This window comes from Leclercia sp. UBA7405, from assembly GCF_037152215.1.
GTDB lineage: Bacteria > Pseudomonadota > Gammaproteobacteria > Enterobacterales > Enterobacteriaceae > Enterobacter > Enterobacter pneumoniae.
On sequence record NZ_JBBCMR010000001.1, the window covers coordinates 588,963 to 604,140 of the forward strand.

The following is a 15,178-nucleotide window of genomic DNA, read 5'->3' on the forward strand; positions in this document are numbered from 1 at the left end:
CAACAGGAGAATAACATGACCAAATTTGTTGCTCGCACATGGCTGTTAGCCGCGAGCGTAACGGCAGCGCTGGCTGCTGCGCCAGCCTGGGCGGCTAAAGATGTAGTGGTGGCCGTGGCCTCCAATTTTACGACGCTTGATCCCTATGACGCCAATGACACCCTGTCGCAGGCGGTAGCGAAGTCGTTTTATCAGGGGTTGTTTGGCCTGGATAAAGAGATGAAGCTAAAAAACGTCCTGGCAGAGGGCTATACCGTCTCTGACGACGGGCTGGTCTACACCATCAAGCTGCGCAGCGGCGTGAAGTTTCAGGACGGCACTGATTTTAACGCTGAGGCGGTGAAGGCGAACCTCGATCGCGCCAGCGATCCGGCTAACAGCCTGAAGCGCTACAACCTGTACAAGAATATCGCCAGCACCGAGGCGGTGGATGCCACCACGGTGAAAATCACCCTTAAAGAACCGTTCTCAGCATTTATCAATATTCTGGCGCACCCGGCGACGGCGATGATCTCTCCGGCCGCGCTGAAGAAATATGGCAAAGAGATCGGTTTTCACCCGGTGGGTACCGGCCCGTATGAGCTGGACACCTGGAACCAGACCGATTTCGTGAAGGTGAAGAAATTCGCCGGATACTGGCAGAAAGGGCTACCGAAGCTGGACACCATTACCTGGCGTCCGGTGGTGGATAACAACACCCGTGCGGCGATGCTGCAAACCGGTGAAGCGCAGTTTGCTTTCCCGATCCCTTATGAGCAGGCGGCGATCCTCGCAAAAAACAGCAAACTGGCGCTGGTGGCCAGCCCGTCAATCATGCAGCGCTATATCAGCATGAACGTGACGCAAAAGCCGTTCGACAACCCCAAAGTGCGTGAAGCCATCAACTATGCCATCAACCGTCAGGCGCTGGTGAAAGTCGCCTTTGCCGGTTATGCCACGCCGGCAACCGGCGTGCTGCCTCCGTCGATCGCCTTTTCCCAAAGCTATCAGCCCTGGCCATACGATCCGGCAAAAGCGCGGGAGCTGCTGAAGGAGGCCGGTTATCCGAACGGCTTTAGCACCACCCTCTGGTCCTCGCATAATCACAGTACCGCGCAGAAGGTGTTGCAGTTTACGCAACAGCAGCTGGCGCAGGTGGGCATTAAAGTCCAGGTTACCGCCATGGATGCCGGACAGCGTGCAGCAGAAGTGGAAGGTAAAGGGCAGAAAGAGAGCGGCGTGAGAATGTTCTACACCGGCTGGTCTGCTTCTACCGGCGAGGCTGACTGGGCGTTATCACCGCTGTTTGCTTCACAAAACTGGCCGCCGACCCTCTTCAATACGGCGTTTTACAGCAATCCGCAGGTGGATAAAGATCTGACCGATGCGCTGAAAACGACCAACGCAGAAGAGAAAGCCCGCCTCTACAAGGATGCGCAGGATACCATCTGGAAAGAGTCGCCGTGGGTACCGCTGGTGGTAGAGAAACTGGTCTCGGCGCATAACAAGGCGCTGACCGGGTTCTATATCATGCCGGATACCGGGTTTAGCTTTGACGACGCCGATTTAAAATAAAGCACTCACTCCTGCGGGCGTTGCGCCCGCAGGATGAGAGGAATGTGCATGCTGAATTATGTGATTAAACGCTTGCTGGGTCTGCTGCCTACGCTACTGATCGTGGCGGTACTGGTCTTTTTATTCGTGCATATCCTGCCGGGCGATCCGGCGCGATTGATTGCCGGACCCGAGGCGGATGCCACGGTGATTGACCTGGTGCGTAAACAGCTGGGGCTGGATCAACCGCTGTATGTGCAGTTCTGGCACTACATGGTGAATGTACTGCAGGGGGATTTTGGCACCTCGATGGTGTCACGGCGTCCGGTTGTCGACGAGATTGCCAGCCGCTTTATGCCCACCTTCTGGCTGACTATCACCAGCATGCTGTGGGCGATGCTATTCGGGCTGGGCGCCGGTATTGTCGCTGCCGTCTGGCGTAACCGCTGGCCAGACAGGCTGGGAATGGCGCTGGCAGTCACCGGTATCTCGTTTCCGGCGTTTGCGCTGGGGATGCTGCTGATGCAGATTTTCTCCGTTGAGTTGGGCTGGTTGCCTACCGTGGGCGCCGATACCTGGAAACATTACGTTCTGCCTTCCGTTACGCTCGGGGCAGCGGTGGCGGCGGTGATGGCGCGCTTTACCCGCGCCTCGTTCGTCGATGTCCTTAACGAAGACTATATGCGTACAGCGCGGGCCAAAGGGGTAAGCGAAAAGTGGGTTATCCTCAAGCACGGACTACGCAACGCCATGATCCCGGTGGTGACCATGATGGGGCTGCAGTTCGGCTTCCTGTTGGGCGGCTCGATTGTGGTTGAAAAAGTCTTCAACTGGCCAGGGTTAGGGCGCCTGCTGGTCGATTCGGTGGAGATGCGCGACTACCCGGTGATTCAGGCGGAAGTGCTGCTCTTTTCCCTGGAGTTTATCCTCATTAACTTAGTGGTGGACGTGCTCTACGCCGCCATTAATCCGGCTATCAGGTACAAATAAGATGCGATTGTTAAACTGGCGCCGACAGGCCGTCCTGAACGCGATGCCTGGGCTGAAGCCAGACCGGATCCGCACCCCGTGGTTTGAATTCTGGCGTCGTTTTCGCCGCCAGCCGGTGGCGATGATCGCCGGGCTGTTTGTGCTGCTGCTGATTGCCGTGGCGGTGCTGGCGCCGTGGATTGCCCCTTTCGATGCGGAAAACTACTTCGATTACGATCGCCTTAACGATGGCCCGTCAATGATGCATTGGTTCGGTGTGGATTCGCTCGGGCGCGATATTTTTAGCCGCGTGCTGCTCGGGGCGCAGATCTCTCTGGCAGCGGGGGTCTTCGCGGTACTGATTGGCGCGGCGATCGGCACCGTACTGGGGCTGCTGGCAGGGTATTACGAAGGCTGGTGGGATCGTCTCATCATGCGCATTTGCGACGTGTTGTTTGCTTTCCCCGGCATTCTGCTGGCGATTGCGGTGGTGGCGGTGATGGGCAGCGGTATGGCTAATGTCATCATTGCCGTGGCGGTATTCTCCATACCGGCCTTTGCCCGACTGGTGCGCGGCAATACGCTGGTACTGAAGCAGCAGACATTTATCGAATCGGCGCGCAGCATGGGCGCCAGCGATGCCAATATCCTCTTCAATCACATCCTGCCGGGCACCGTCTCGTCGATCGTGGTCTACTTCACCATGCGTATCGGGGTGTCGATTATCTCGGCGGCCAGCTTGTCGTTCCTCGGACTGGGTGCGCAACCGCCTACCCCGGAGTGGGGGGCGATGCTGAATGAAGCGCGGGCAGATATGGTGATTGCGCCCCACGTTGCGCTCTTCCCCAGTATGGCTATTTTTCTCACCGTGCTGGCGTTCAACCTGCTGGGCGATGGGCTGCGCGATGCGCTGGATCCGAGGATTAAGGGCTAATCTGTGAGTAAAATGCGGGATTTGTGCCAGGCTAAATACTTTTCACTGTAATGAAAGGAGACCCGTTATGAAAATCTGGATCGTGCTTAGCCTCGCGGCAGCGGTAAGTTGCTCTGTTATGGCCTCGAAAGGGAGATTTGAATCCCAACCTCAGCCGCAGACGCAGGTTGTCGACACGCGCTAAGCCTTCAGTTAACGTCAGTCTCTGTACGAAAAAGCCATCCCGTCAGGATGGCTTTTTGTTTATTTATCGACGCCGAAGCCTTGCTTCACAATCGCCGGCAGCACATCCGGGAAGTAGATATGCTTGTAATAACCGCTCACGCTTTCGCTCCAGGTTTCACCGTCGGGGCGGTTGATGGCCTGCCAGTGCGCCGTCATCTGTTGGTTATACTGCGCAATTTTCTCTTCCAGCCCTGCGGTAACGTAAGCTTCATCGTGACGGAAGGTCTCGAGCGGAAGACGTGGCTTGTGATGGGAGGGAACATCGACATGGCCAATCACCACGCCCGCCACCGGGAAGGTGTGTTCCGGCAGTTCGAGCAGATCAATCAACGCCTGCGGACGCAGACGGATACCGCCAATAGGGACAATACCCAGCCCTTCAGAGCGGGCCGCCGCCATGACTGAGCCCAGCGCGATGCCTACGTCGGTTGCGCCAGCGACGAGGCTCTCGATACTCTGATGTGCCACCTGCTCGTGGCCTGCCAGCTGCATGCCCACCTGCGTTTTATACATATCCAGCACGAAGGTGATAAACACCGGCGCTTTAGCTATCCACGGCTGGCCGCCCGCAATCTGGGCAATCTGCGCACGTTTTTGCGCATCGCGCGTCACGACAACGGAAACCTGCTGGGAATGTACGGAAGTGGGCGCACGGTATGCGGTGCTGATAATGCGCTCGAGCGTGGCGTCATCAACGGCCTGGTCGGTGAAGCTGCGTTCGCTTTTATGGTCGTTAAAGAGATCGATAATCGTATTCATAGTGTCTCCGGTGTGAAGAGCAAGAGACTACCAGCCCGCTGAGGTTTTCCCTTTAACACTCTTTGCGGTATGCAGGCCCAGCCCTCCCCGCAGGGAGGGCTGGGGTTACCAGTTACGGCAGTTTATAAGCAATCACATAGTCGCCGCGATCCGGCGAGTTACGTGCGCCGCCTGCGGTGATCAGCAGATACTGCTTACCGTCCACCGGCGATTTATAGCTGATAGGGGTGCTCTGGCTGCCAACCGGCAGACGGGCTTTCCACACCTCTTTACCGTTGGCGGTATCGAACGCACGCAGGTAGTAATCCTGCGTTGATGCGATAAATACCAGACCTCCCTGGGTCGCCAGGGTACCACCGATGGTTGGCATGCCGATGGGGATTGGCAGCCCCATCTTCACGCCAAACGGACCGGTGTCCTTCACGGTACCTACCGGCACCTGCCAGGCGATCTTCTGGGTTTTCAGGTCGACGGCGGTCAGGGTACCGAACGGCGGTTTCTGGCACGGGATCTCAATAGGCGACATAAAACGTACTTTGGCGTTAATGGCGTAAGGCGTGCCCGCCAGCGGCACCGGACGGCTGATGGCGGCCGCTTCGTTACCGTCGTTTTTCGCGCCCTGAATTTCAGGGGAGGCCGGGATCAGTTGCACTTCCAGCCCGACGCGCATGTCATTAATAAAGAGATACTGGTTCACCGGATCGAGAGACAATCCGCCCCAGTTCATTCCCCCCAGGGAGCCTGGCAAGTTCAGGGAGGGGTCATCACCCGGCGGCGTGAACAGGCCGTTGTAACGCTTCGATTTAAACTGAATACGGCACAGCAGCTGATCGAACGGCGTGGCGCCCCACATGTCAGACTCTTTCAGCACATCCGCGCCGATGGACGGCATGCCCACGGAGAAGGGCTGGGTTGGAGAGTAGTTCTCTTTCGGGATCTGGCCCTGGGTGACCTTACGCTCTTCAACTTTGGTCAGCGGCTTGCCGGTCGCGCGATCAAGCACAAACAGCTGCCCGGATTTGGTGCCGAAAATCAGCGCCGGAGTGGTTTTACCCTCGCCGGTAGGGAAGTCAGAGAAGGTAGGCTGCATCGGGACATCAAAGTCCCACAGATCGTTATGAACGGTCTGGTAAACCCATTTCACCTTGCCGGTGCTGGCGTCGACGGCCACCATCGAGGCACCAAACTTACGATCCAGCGCGTTATGTTTCACGCCCCACAGGTCAACCGCCGCGCTGCCGGTAGGCATAAATACGGTGTTGGACTGCGGATCGTAAGACATCGGCGCCCAGACGTTCGGGGTTGAGCGGGTGAACGTTTCGCCCGCAGCAGGCGCCTGCTGGTCATCCGGCTTACCGGGATCGAATGCCCAGCGCAGCTGGCCGGTGATCACGTCGAAGCCGCGCACCACACCGCCTGGCATATCGGTCGCCACGTTATCGGCCACACGGCCGCCCACCACGATGGTGGTACCCGCTAGCGTTGGGGCTGAGGTAGGGTAGTACTGACCGGTATCGGCACCTTTACCCATCTGCGCGCTTAAGCTCACGCGACCATGGTGACCAAAGTCTTCGCAGAACGCGCCGGTATCGGCATCCAGCGCAATCAGCTCTGGCGTCACGCTGTTCATGATAATACGGCGTTGACACTGGGCATCGGCATGCAGGGAGACGGTAGCAACCGGCGAGGAGTCTGGCAGCGTAGGCTGCTGCAGCGGGGCGTTGGCATCAAAGTACGCCAGGCCGCGACAACGCATCCACTTCTTCTGCGTGGCGTTGATTTCGGTTTTCCATAACGCTTTGCCGGTGGTTGCGTCTACGGCAATCACGTTGTTGTGCGGCGTACAGAGGAAGAGTTTATTGCCAATCTGCAGCGGGGTTTGCTGATCTTCAGCGCCGCCGCCGTTCGGGCTCAGCGGAATATCCCCCGTACGGTACGTCCAGGCCACCTGCAGATTTTTTACGTTATCACGGGTGATCTGGTCCAGGGCCACAAAGCGCGATGCGCCCGGCGTGTTGCCATAATTTGCCCAGTTAACCTGTTCTTCACCGGGTTTCACTTTCGTCAGCGGCAGTGTCGCGCCCGATGCGCTCACCGGATCGTGGGGAACAAACATGCCCGCAACGGTACCGGCGAAGGCCACCACCAGAACGGCGGTGATGGCGGCCGTCCCTTTCCAGCACGGCTTTTTGCCTGCCCGGCGTAACAGCAACGGCAAAGAGAGCGCCACCAGGATGGCGATACCGGTCAGGGTCAACAGGCGTGATACCAGCGGCCAGAAGTCGATGCCCACGTCCGCTAATGCCCAGATGAGGGTTCCTGCCAGAACCACAAAATAGAGAAGGGCACCGCTGACCCGCTGGCGGACAATCTGGATAGCCGAGAGTATCAGGCCGCACCCGGCGATAAGGAAGTAAGGGCTCCCTTTTAAACTGACCAGTTCCCAGCCATACCAGGCGAAGAAGAGCCCCATCGCCAGAATGATGAGACCTAAAACCCCTAACCAGGCCGCAGCAGGTTTGGGAATATTTTGCACGGACATACTTTTACCCTGTTGGTTATAAAAAAGAGGGACCAAAAAAACGCGTGACACAAATGCTCATTGTGTGAGTGATTTTAATCAAAAGTGAAGTTTTATAATCGAAAGCGCAAAATTGTACAACAGCGAAGTAACAATGTGGTTACGAGAATTCGCTTTCATTCAAAAGTTTTGCCGCTGTTTACCTACCGTTTAAGCTGGCAGTATCATGGCCCTCTCTTGGGCACAGCAGGAATAGAAAACGATGGTGAAGGTACGCGAAGCGAAGGCGGAAGATTACGCAGCATGGTTAACGCTCTGGAAGGGCTATCTGGCGTTTTACGGATCTGAACTGGATGACGCCGTGACGCTGGCGACCTGGCGTCGGGTACTTTCCGCAGAGTCGGGCATGATCTGCCGGATCGCCGAAAGCGAAGGTCAGGTGGTGGGGTTCGCTATTTGCGTCCTGCATGAAGGCACCTGGGTCACTACGCCGCTGTGCTATCTGGAAGATCTCTATGTTGATGCGTCGATGCGCGGTCGGGGTGCGGGCAGGGCATTGATCGAGGCGATCATTGGCGAAGCGCGGGAAAAAGGGTGGTCGAAGGTCTACTGGGTCACGCGAGAGGGTAATCCGGCGAGGGCGCTGTACGACAAGCTGGCCACGGTGGATGATTACGTGCGCTACCGGATAACGATTTGAGAGCGATTAGAAGCCCTCTCCCGGCAGGAGAGGGCAAGAGCAAAAGTTAAACCCGGCTACCCCACAGGTCATACTCGTCCGCGTTTTCAACTTTAACGCGAATAATATCACCCGGTTTCACCTTCGTTTCACCGTTCAGGTAGACCGCGCCGTCGATTTCCGGTGCATCGGCCATGCTGCGGCCAATGGCGCCTTCTTCGTCCACTTCGTCAATGATGACCATGATTTCGCGGCCCACTTTCTCCTGCAGGCGCTCGGCAGAGATCTGCTGTTGCAACTGCATAAAGCGATTCCAGCGCTCCTCTTTCACCTCTTCTGGCACCTGATCCGCCAGCTCGTTAGCCGTTGCGCCTTCGACCGGGCTGTACTTGAAGCAGCCTACGCGATCCAGACGCGCCTCTTTCAGGAAGTCGAGCAGCATCTGGAAATCTTCTTCGGTTTCCCCCGGGAAGCCCACGATAAAGGTCGAGCGTAGGGTCAGTTCCGGGCAGATTTCGCGCCACTGTTTGATGCGCGCCAGCTGGCGGTCAACGGAGCCAGGGCGTTTCATCAGCTTCAGGATACGCGGGCTGGCGTGCTGCAGCGGAATATCCAGATACGGCAGGATTTTGCCTTCAGCCATCAGCGGGATCACGTCATCGACGTGCGGGTAAGGATAGACATAGTGCAGACGCGTCCAGATACCCAGTTTCGCCAGCTGTTCGCACAGACCCACCATGCTGGTCTTCACCGGCTCGCCGTTATGGAAGCCCGAACGGTGCTTCACATCCACGCCGTAGGCGGAGGTATCCTGCGAGATCACCAGCAGCTCTTTCACGCCCGCATCGGCCAGACGCTTCGCTTCCGCCAGCACTTCGCCAATCGGGCGGCTCACCAGATCGCCACGCATGGACGGGATGATGCAGAACGTGCAGCGGTGGTTGCAGCCTTCAGAGATTTTCAGGTAGGCGTAGTGACGCGGGGTCAGCTTCACCCCCTGTTCCGGCACCAGGCTCAGGAACGGGTTGTGCTTCGGTTTCGGCACGTAGTGGTGAACGTGCTCCAGCACCTGCTCATAGCTGTGCGGCCCGGTGATCTCCAGAACCTTTGGATGCACTTCGCGGATCTGGTCCACTTTGGCACCCAGGCAGCCGGTCACGATCACTTTGCCGTTTTCGGTCAGGGCTTCACCGATGGCTTCGAGGGATTCCTGCACGGCGCTGTCAATGAAGCCACAGGTATTCACGATAACCATATCGGCATTGTCATAGCTCGGCACCACATCATAGCCTTCGGTACGAAGCTCAGTGAGGATGCGTTCTGAATCCACCAGGTTTTTTGGGCAGCCCAGGGAGACGAAGCCGATTTTCGGCGGGTGGCTAACATTGCTCATAGATTAAAAAGTAGTCAGTTATAGGATTCTCAGGGCAGGGATTGTACAGCGTTCCACAGGCTATTTATAGCGATCTGTGCAGGCTGCTTATCGGCCAGGTTGTAACATTGTAAATAATGTTAATCCGTTAATATTTATTGACCTGAAACATTAATTTGTACAAAAAACAGCCATAATCTAACTGGGTACATAGCTGACAAAGGGGGGAAAAGCATGTCCGTTGACAGACTCAAACGCGATCTTCTGAGCAAACTGATTAACGCCCGCATCGATCTGGACACCTATTTGACGCTAAGGAAAGCGAAAGGGTATATGTCAGTCAGCGAAAGCGACCATCTGCGAGATAACTTCTTCGAACTTTGTAATTACATGCGTGAGAAAGCGCCTCTTTTGCGTGAGCACTGCAGCGCTGAGGAGCAGGCGGTACTGTACCGCGCTGCGCAGTCGCTCTCTGCCGTAGGCGTTTGCATGATGACCGGGGGACACGACTGCCCCACTTTTATCGCCGTTAACGCAGAGAAGCTGGAAGTCTGTTTGACAGATTTAACCCGCTGTATTAAGTCTCTGAAGACGCAGCAACCGCTCAATCAGAATTAAGCCCCGGGGTAGGCCGCTCCCCCTTATGTTTAAGTTTATGTAAAAGTGTTAACGCCCCTGCGCTATGTGGCTAATCTTTAAGCCATACGTCGAAAAGGAGTGCGTTATGCGTCGATCTTCGCTTATTTTCCTGCCATTCATGCTGGTCTCCACCGCTGTGCTTGCCGCGCCTGCTGAAGTGAAAGTGGATGTGCTGCAAAACAAACTCGATCACCCCTGGTCGCTGGCTTTCCTGCCCCAGAATCAGGGCATGTTAATCACCCTGAAGGACGGTCAGCTCAAACGCTGGCAGGCCGGAAAAGGCCTCTCCGACCCGATTGTTGGCGTGCCTGACGTCTGGGCTAAGGGGCAGGGCGGCCTGCTGGATGTGGTACTGGCGCCGGACTTCGAAAGCTCGCGGCGGGTGTGGCTCAGTTATGCCGAGGCCGGGAGCGACGGCAAAGCCGGAACCGCCGTAGGCTACGGGCGCTTAAGCGACGATTTCTCCCGTCTGGAGGCCTTTAAGGTGGTCTTCCGCCAGCAGCCGAAGCTCTCGACGGGCAACCACTTTGGCGGCAGGCTGGTCTTTGATGGCAAAGGCTATCTCTTTATCGGTCTGGGCGAGAACAACCAGCGTCCCACGGCGCAAGAGCTGGATAAATTGCAGGGTAAGGTTGTGCGGCTCACCGACGAGGGCGAGATCCCCAAAGACAACCCCTTCGTAAATACCTCGGGCGCGCGTCCGGAGATCTGGTCTTACGGTATCCGCAACCCGCAGGGCATGGCGATGAACCCCTGGAGCGACACGCTATGGCTCAATGAGCATGGCCCGCGCGGCGGCGATGAGATCAACATTCCAGAGAGGGGTAAAAACTACGGCTGGCCGCTGGCGACCCACGGTATTAATTACAGCGGCCTGAAGATCCCCGAGGCGAAGGGTGAGCACGTCGAGGGTACTGAGCCGCCGCTGTTTGTCTGGAAAAAATCCCCGGCCCTGAGCGGGATGGCTTTCTACAACAGCGATGTTTTCCCGCAGTGGAAGAACAAACTCTTTATTGGTGCGCTGAAAGAGAAAGACGTGATTGTCATGACGGTAAATGGCAACAAGGTCACGGAAGAGGGGCGGATCCTGGGGGAGAGGGATCAACGCATTCGTGATGTGCGGGTCGGCCCGGACGGCTACCTATATGTGCTGACGGATGAAACGGACGGGCAACTGCTGAAAGTCAGCCCGTCCGGTACCTGATTAGCTCACCGGGATCATGACCACTTTGCGGTAGGCGGGTCGCTCACTCAGGGCGGCCATCCAGCGTTCGAGGTGGGGGCGCGGCGTCCAGCTAAGGCCAATGTTGGTCAGGTTCCAGACAAAAGGCGCGACGGCGATATCCCCCAGACCGAAGGCGTCACCGGAGAGCCATGGCCCGGCGGCCAGCGTCTCATCCAGCATGGCAAACAGCCCTTCGAGGGTCTGCTTCGCCGCCTCAATGGCAGCATGGTCGCGCTCAGCTTCTGGCGTTCTCACCAGCCCCATCAGCACCACCCGGTGCGCAGGGGAGAGGGTCTGATTGGCCCAGTCCATCCACTTCTCGCCGATCGCGCGGGCGGCCGGGGCATCAATCCATAGCCGGTTAAGCCCATACTGTGCGGCCAGGTAGCGGACGATGGTGTTTGACTCCCACAGCGTGACGTGGGTTTCGTCGTCTCGCAGCAGCGGCACCAGCCCGTTTGGGTTCATCGCCAGGTACTCCGCCTCCTGATTCACGCCATATTGCAAACCGGCCATGATCTGGTTGAACGGTAAATCGAGCTCCTCCAGCGTCCAGAGCACTTTTTTGACGTTGGTTGAGTTATTTCTGCCCCACAGCGTAATCATAATCACCCCTTTAAATGACAAACAACCGGCGGTTGCGATTCAATGTCCAGGGGGCATAGAGTGAGATAATCCAAACAATTACGCAACAAAAGAGAAAAAAATCGACAGCGTCAAAGCGTATCGGGGGGTTATTGCATAAACTTTAAAAACTTTACCAGGATTTGGTTTTATTGAACGCATTAGTACGTTATTACTCATCGTTTCTTGCGACGCGGTGACGTGGCGTGATTTTTGAATGGAAACTCGGGTGGCATTATGACGCGAAAAACAACTTCTCTGCGCAGTCTGGCGGCAGGCTCAGCGCTTCTTTTTCTTTTTGCACCTACGCTCTATGCAGCAGAACAGGCGGCACCGGAAGCCCCGCCGGTGGATGCTCGCGCGTGGATCCTGATGGATTACGCCAGCGGCAAAGTGCTGGCAGAAGGGAATGCAGATGAAAAACTCGACCCGGCCAGCCTGACAAAAATCATGACCAGCTATGTCGTTGGTCAGGCGTTGAAAGCAGGAAAGATCAAGCTCACCGATATGGTCACCATTGGTAAAGACGCCTGGGCCACCGGTAACCCGGCGCTTCGCGGCTCGTCGGTCATGTTCCTGAAGCCGGGCGACCAGGTGGCGGTCTCGGATCTGAATAAAGGCGTCATTATCCAGTCAGGCAACGATGCCTGCATCGCGCTGGCGGATTACGTGGCGGGCAGCCAGGATTCGTTTATTGGTCTGATGAACGGCTATGCGCAAAAGCTCGGCTTAACCAATACCACCTTTAAAACCGTGCACGGCCTTGATGCCCCAGGGCAGTTCAGTACCGCCCGCGATATGGCGCTGCTGGGTAAGGCGCTGATTCACGACGTGCCGGAAGAGTATGCCATCCATAAAGAGAAAGAGTTTACCTTCAACAAGATCCGCCAGCCGAACCGCAACCGCCTGCTCTGGAGCAGCAATATCAATGTCGACGGGATGAAAACCGGTACGACCGCCGGTGCCGGGTATAACCTGGTGGCCTCGGCAACGCAGGGGGATATGCGCCTGATCTCGGTGGTGCTGGGCACTAAAACCGACCGCATCCGCTTTAATGAATCGGAAAAACTGCTGACGTGGGGCTTCCGCTTCTTCGAAACGGTCACCCCGATTAAGCCGGATGCGACGTTCGTTAGCCAGCGCGTCTGGTTCGGCGACAAAAGCGAAGTGAACCTCGGTGCCGGTGACGCCGGTTCGGTGACCATCCCACGTGGTCAGCTTAAAAATCTGAAAGCCAGCTTCACCCTGACCGATCCTCAGTTGACCGCCCCGCTGAAAAAGGGCCAGGTGGTGGGCACTATCGACTTCCAGCTGAACGGGAAATCTATCGAGCAGCGCCCGCTTATCGTGATGGAAGCGGTGGAAGAGGGCGGTTTCTTTAGCCGGATGTGGGATTTCGTCATGATGAAATTCCACCAGTGGTTTGGCAGCTGGTTCTCTTAAGCAAACGCGAACGGCAACCCGAAGGTTGCCGTTTTCATATCTACTGTTCTGCGGTGGGCGAAGGATTAATACATCAGCTTAATCTGCTGCGCCTTCGCCAGCGCCACCATCTCATCGTCCGGACGGCAATTACTGACAATCACGTCAAATTGCCCTAAATCCCCCATCCGCGCCGGGCGTACTTTGCCAAATTTACTGTGGTCGGCCACCAGAACATGCTGCTGCGCCATACTCAGCGCCCAGTGTTTCACCGGTAACTCATCCAGATTGAAGCAGGTCGCCCCGTGACGGGGATGCAGGCCTGCCGCGGAGTAGAAGGCGATATCCGGACAGAGGTTGTTTAAGGTGTCATGCAGATTCAGCGGTTTGAAAATCGCATTACTGGCATGGAACTCGCCGCCGCAGAGAATCACCCGGCACGCCGGTTTTTCCTGAAGCGCGAGAAATGTATTCAGCGAGTAGCAGACCCCGGTAAAAGGCAGGGCGTTATCGATAGCGTCGATAATCCAGGGGGTGGTGGTACCACAGTCGAAAAAGAGCGTCTGATGAGGCTGCACCAGGGTGGCGGCCAGTCGCGCCGCCTTGCGCTTCTCTTCTACCAGCCGGGTCTTCTGGTCACTCAGTAAATAGTGGCTGGCGCTGCGTGGCTCCAGCACGATATAGCCACCGAGAAGCACAACCGGACCGCTCTCACTATTAAGATCGCGCCGCACCGTCATCTCCGAGACACCAAGCAGGGCGGCGGCCTCTTTCAGATGCAGTTTATCGCTGCGCTTGAGTGCGTTAATCAGTTGAGCCAGACGTTCTTCGCGACGTGTTTCCATAGGTCCTCGGCAGTTGGTAAGCCCCCGCTACGCTGGGGGCTCAAGTGTAACCTGCCGAACCAGGGTTAGTCACGTATCCAGCCTTTACGGATGGGGAGGGCGAAACAGATGCGGTACAGCTGAGAGAGGGCGCGATAAAGCCTCTCGCCAAAAAGGTTCCACAGGATCTGCGCGCTGAGGCAGCCCATCATCCCCACCATCAGTCCGCCGAGCATATCCAGCGGCCAGTGAACGCCGAGGCAGACGCGAGACCAGGCGATAGCGAGGGCCAGCGCCATCAAGATGATTCCGGACCAGAGGCGATGCCAGAGCACGAAGGCCAGGGCAAAGGTGAAGATCACCGTGCCATGGTCGCTCGGGAAAGAGTCATCGGCGGCATGGTGCAGGAAGTTATAGCCAATATGATCAACGAACGGACGATCGTGTGGGAAGGTGTGGCCCAGCCCCCAGGAGGCCAGCAAGCTCACGCCCAGCGCCATCGCAATCTTGATGACCAGTTGACGCTGGGCACCTACCTGTTTGCGGGGTCCCCAAAGCCAGAGGATGACCACCAGCGCCGGGACGATATTAATTAAGTCTTTTGCCACAAAGGTGGCGAAGTCGATCATCCACGCCGGCGAAGCGGGGGTGGCATTGATCCAGTAAAACAGTCCATAGTTCAGATTTTCTAACATACCCTCGTCACTCTTTTGCAAACCAGCGGGTCATCAGCGCATAGGCTGCCAGCTGGGAAAACCAAACCCACCAACCCGCCCACAGGTTGTGTGAGAAAAAATGTGCGCCACGCATCACCTGGCCGTACCCCATCACCAGCCCGAGCACCACCCCGAGTGCCATCATTCCCCAGGCGAGGCGGGGGCGATCGTGCCAGAAGGCAAAAAACAGCCCCATCACCATAAAGCCGCTCGACGAATGGCCGCCGGGGAAGCAGCGCCCGGGGCCGCTGTTCAACGGCGTGGTGCCAAATAGCGGAAACGAGACGGCATCACCGCCGTACTCCACCAGATCCCAGGGGCAGCTATGATGGCTAACCGCTTTCAGCGCGCCCACCACCAGCGTGCCCAGCCCCATCAGTAGCGCCCCGACGACCAGCTGCGGATTACGTCTCCAGACCCCGTAGAGCAGCGTGACTGCCGCCAGGGTGATGGTGAGATATTTCGCAAGCCGATGGTTAAGCACATCCAGCAAGACATTCTGCTTGAGCGGAAAGGTGTGCAACGCGGCGTCGTACCAGTAGCCGGTCAGTAGCCTGTCCAGGGTCTCATCCCGGCCTAACCAGCTAAAAAGTGCGGCCAGAATCAGTAGCGCAATAAGCTGATAACCATAAAAACGGTTCGGCAAGGGGTAAAGTCTTTTTGTCTTAGTTGTCTTTAACTTAGACAATTCTGAAGCCGGAGTAATCTGTGTCATAATAAAGGTCAATGACGGAAA

At 56.9% G+C, this 15,178-nt stretch carries 14 protein-coding genes; 7 read left to right on the forward strand and 7 right to left on the reverse strand.

The window, feature by feature from the left end; translation table 11 throughout:
• The first annotated feature begins 15 nt into the window (after positions 1 to 15).
• From gsiB to gsiD, 3 genes are read left to right on the forward strand one after another with little or no spacing between them, the layout of a single operon-like run.
• Positions 16 to 1,554 carry a glutathione ABC transporter substrate-binding protein GsiB gene (gene gsiB / locus WFN75_RS02850; RefSeq protein WP_212477427.1) on the forward strand — a complete coding sequence of 513 codons (1,539 nt, stop codon included), beginning with the start codon at positions 16 to 18 and terminating at the stop codon, positions 1,552 to 1,554.
• Between the two features lie 48 nt (positions 1,555 to 1,602).
• Positions 1,603 to 2,523 carry a glutathione ABC transporter permease GsiC gene (gene gsiC, locus WFN75_RS02855; protein ID WP_040076424.1) on the forward strand — a complete coding sequence of 307 codons (921 nt, stop codon included), beginning with the start codon at positions 1,603 to 1,605 and terminating at the stop codon, positions 2,521 to 2,523.
• 1 nt (position 2,524) lies between these two features.
• Entirely contained in the window at positions 2,525 to 3,436 is a 912-nt protein-coding gene (gsiD, locus tag WFN75_RS02860; protein ID WP_040076423.1) for a glutathione ABC transporter permease GsiD, read from the forward strand.
• Positions 3,437 to 3,679: 243 nt separating this feature from the next.
• Here gsiD and WFN75_RS02865 read toward each other — a convergent pair whose 3' ends face one another.
• Both WFN75_RS02865 and WFN75_RS02870 read right to left on the reverse strand, forming a co-directional pair.
• Complete coding sequence (locus WFN75_RS02865) at positions 3,680 to 4,420, reverse strand: nitroreductase family protein (RefSeq protein WP_046886899.1); 741 nt, start codon at positions 4,418 to 4,420, stop codon at positions 3,680 to 3,682.
• 112 nt (positions 4,421 to 4,532) lie between these two features.
• The gene (locus WFN75_RS02870; protein WP_233801334.1) at positions 4,533 to 6,962 is read right to left on the reverse strand and encodes a membrane-bound PQQ-dependent dehydrogenase, glucose/quinate/shikimate family; all 2,430 of its coding nucleotides are present in this window, start codon (positions 6,960 to 6,962) and stop codon (positions 4,533 to 4,535) included.
• A 241-nt stretch (positions 6,963 to 7,203) separates the two neighbouring features.
• Between WFN75_RS02870 and WFN75_RS02875 the strand changes: the two genes are divergently transcribed.
• Complete coding sequence (locus tag WFN75_RS02875; protein WP_336995591.1) at positions 7,204 to 7,641, forward strand: GNAT family N-acetyltransferase; 438 nt, start codon at positions 7,204 to 7,206, stop codon at positions 7,639 to 7,641.
• Between the two features lie 46 nt (positions 7,642 to 7,687).
• Here WFN75_RS02875 and rimO read toward each other — a convergent pair whose 3' ends face one another.
• Positions 7,688 to 9,013: a 30S ribosomal protein S12 methylthiotransferase RimO gene (gene rimO, locus WFN75_RS02880; RefSeq protein WP_040076420.1), complete on the reverse strand. Its 1,326-nt coding sequence runs from the start codon at positions 9,011 to 9,013 to the stop codon at positions 7,688 to 7,690.
• A 213-nt stretch (positions 9,014 to 9,226) separates the two neighbouring features.
• On the opposite strand from rimO, the gene bssR reads away from it, so the two are divergent.
• Complete coding sequence (gene bssR / locus WFN75_RS02885; RefSeq protein WP_336995592.1) at positions 9,227 to 9,610, forward strand: biofilm formation regulator BssR; 384 nt, start codon at positions 9,227 to 9,229, stop codon at positions 9,608 to 9,610.
• Positions 9,611 to 9,716: 106 nt separating this feature from the next.
• Positions 9,717 to 10,835: a PQQ-dependent sugar dehydrogenase gene (locus WFN75_RS02890; RefSeq protein ID WP_040076418.1), complete on the forward strand. Its 1,119-nt coding sequence runs from the start codon at positions 9,717 to 9,719 to the stop codon at positions 10,833 to 10,835.
• Here WFN75_RS02890 and WFN75_RS02895 read toward each other — a convergent pair whose 3' ends face one another.
• Complete coding sequence (locus WFN75_RS02895; RefSeq protein ID WP_046886895.1) at positions 10,836 to 11,462, reverse strand: glutathione S-transferase family protein; 627 nt, start codon at positions 11,460 to 11,462, stop codon at positions 10,836 to 10,838.
• 255 nt (positions 11,463 to 11,717) lie between these two features.
• Here WFN75_RS02895 and dacC point away from each other — a divergent pair, with 255 nt between their 5' ends.
• Complete coding sequence (dacC, locus tag WFN75_RS02900) at positions 11,718 to 12,923, forward strand: serine-type D-Ala-D-Ala carboxypeptidase (protein WP_286808652.1); 1,206 nt, start codon at positions 11,718 to 11,720, stop codon at positions 12,921 to 12,923.
• Between the two features lie 65 nt (positions 12,924 to 12,988).
• Here the strand turns inward: dacC and deoR are convergent, their stop codons facing one another.
• From deoR to WFN75_RS02915, 3 genes are all read right to left on the reverse strand, one after another.
• Complete coding sequence (deoR, locus tag WFN75_RS02905; RefSeq protein WP_040076415.1) at positions 12,989 to 13,747, reverse strand: DNA-binding transcriptional repressor DeoR; 759 nt, start codon at positions 13,745 to 13,747, stop codon at positions 12,989 to 12,991.
• A 65-nt stretch (positions 13,748 to 13,812) separates the two neighbouring features.
• Positions 13,813 to 14,421: an undecaprenyl-diphosphate phosphatase gene (ybjG, locus tag WFN75_RS02910; protein WP_336995593.1), complete on the reverse strand. Its 609-nt coding sequence runs from the start codon at positions 14,419 to 14,421 to the stop codon at positions 13,813 to 13,815.
• Between the two features lie 7 nt (positions 14,422 to 14,428).
• Positions 14,429 to 15,157, reverse strand: coding sequence for a phosphatase PAP2 family protein (locus tag WFN75_RS02915; RefSeq protein WP_263617204.1), 729 nt, complete (start codon positions 15,155 to 15,157; stop codon positions 14,429 to 14,431).
• Between the last annotated feature and the right edge of the window lie 21 nt (positions 15,158 to 15,178).

Bases quoted from the DNA above. Each gene is read 5' to 3' on its own strand.
- dacC (WP_286808652.1), top strand. From the start codon at position 11,718: ATGACGCGAAAAACAACTTCTCTGCGCAGTCTGGCGGCAGGCTCAGCG.
- WFN75_RS02915 (WP_263617204.1), bottom strand. From the start codon at position 15,157: ATGACACAGATTACTCCGGCTTCAGAATTGTCTAAGTTAAAGACAACT.
- gsiB (WP_212477427.1), top strand. From the start codon at position 16: ATGACCAAATTTGTTGCTCGCACATGGCTGTTAGCCGCGAGCGTAACG.
- WFN75_RS02875 (WP_336995591.1), top strand. From the start codon at position 7,204: ATGGTGAAGGTACGCGAAGCGAAGGCGGAAGATTACGCAGCATGGTTA.
- WFN75_RS02895 (WP_046886895.1), bottom strand. From the start codon at position 11,462: ATGATTACGCTGTGGGGCAGAAATAACTCAACCAACGTCAAAAAAGTG.
- rimO (WP_040076420.1), bottom strand. From the start codon at position 9,013: ATGAGCAATGTTAGCCACCCGCCGAAAATCGGCTTCGTCTCCCTGGGC.
- ybjG (WP_336995593.1), bottom strand. From the start codon at position 14,421: ATGTTAGAAAATCTGAACTATGGACTGTTTTACTGGATCAATGCCACC.
- gsiC (WP_040076424.1), top strand. From the start codon at position 1,603: ATGCTGAATTATGTGATTAAACGCTTGCTGGGTCTGCTGCCTACGCTA.
- WFN75_RS02865 (WP_046886899.1), bottom strand. From the start codon at position 4,420: ATGAATACGATTATCGATCTCTTTAACGACCATAAAAGCGAACGCAGC.
- WFN75_RS02870 (WP_233801334.1), bottom strand. From the start codon at position 6,962: ATGTCCGTGCAAAATATTCCCAAACCTGCTGCGGCCTGGTTAGGGGTT.
- WFN75_RS02890 (WP_040076418.1), top strand. From the start codon at position 9,717: ATGCGTCGATCTTCGCTTATTTTCCTGCCATTCATGCTGGTCTCCACC.
- gsiD (WP_040076423.1), top strand. From the start codon at position 2,525: ATGCGATTGTTAAACTGGCGCCGACAGGCCGTCCTGAACGCGATGCCT.
- deoR (WP_040076415.1), bottom strand. From the start codon at position 13,747: ATGGAAACACGTCGCGAAGAACGTCTGGCTCAACTGATTAACGCACTC.
- bssR (WP_336995592.1), top strand. From the start codon at position 9,227: ATGTCCGTTGACAGACTCAAACGCGATCTTCTGAGCAAACTGATTAAC.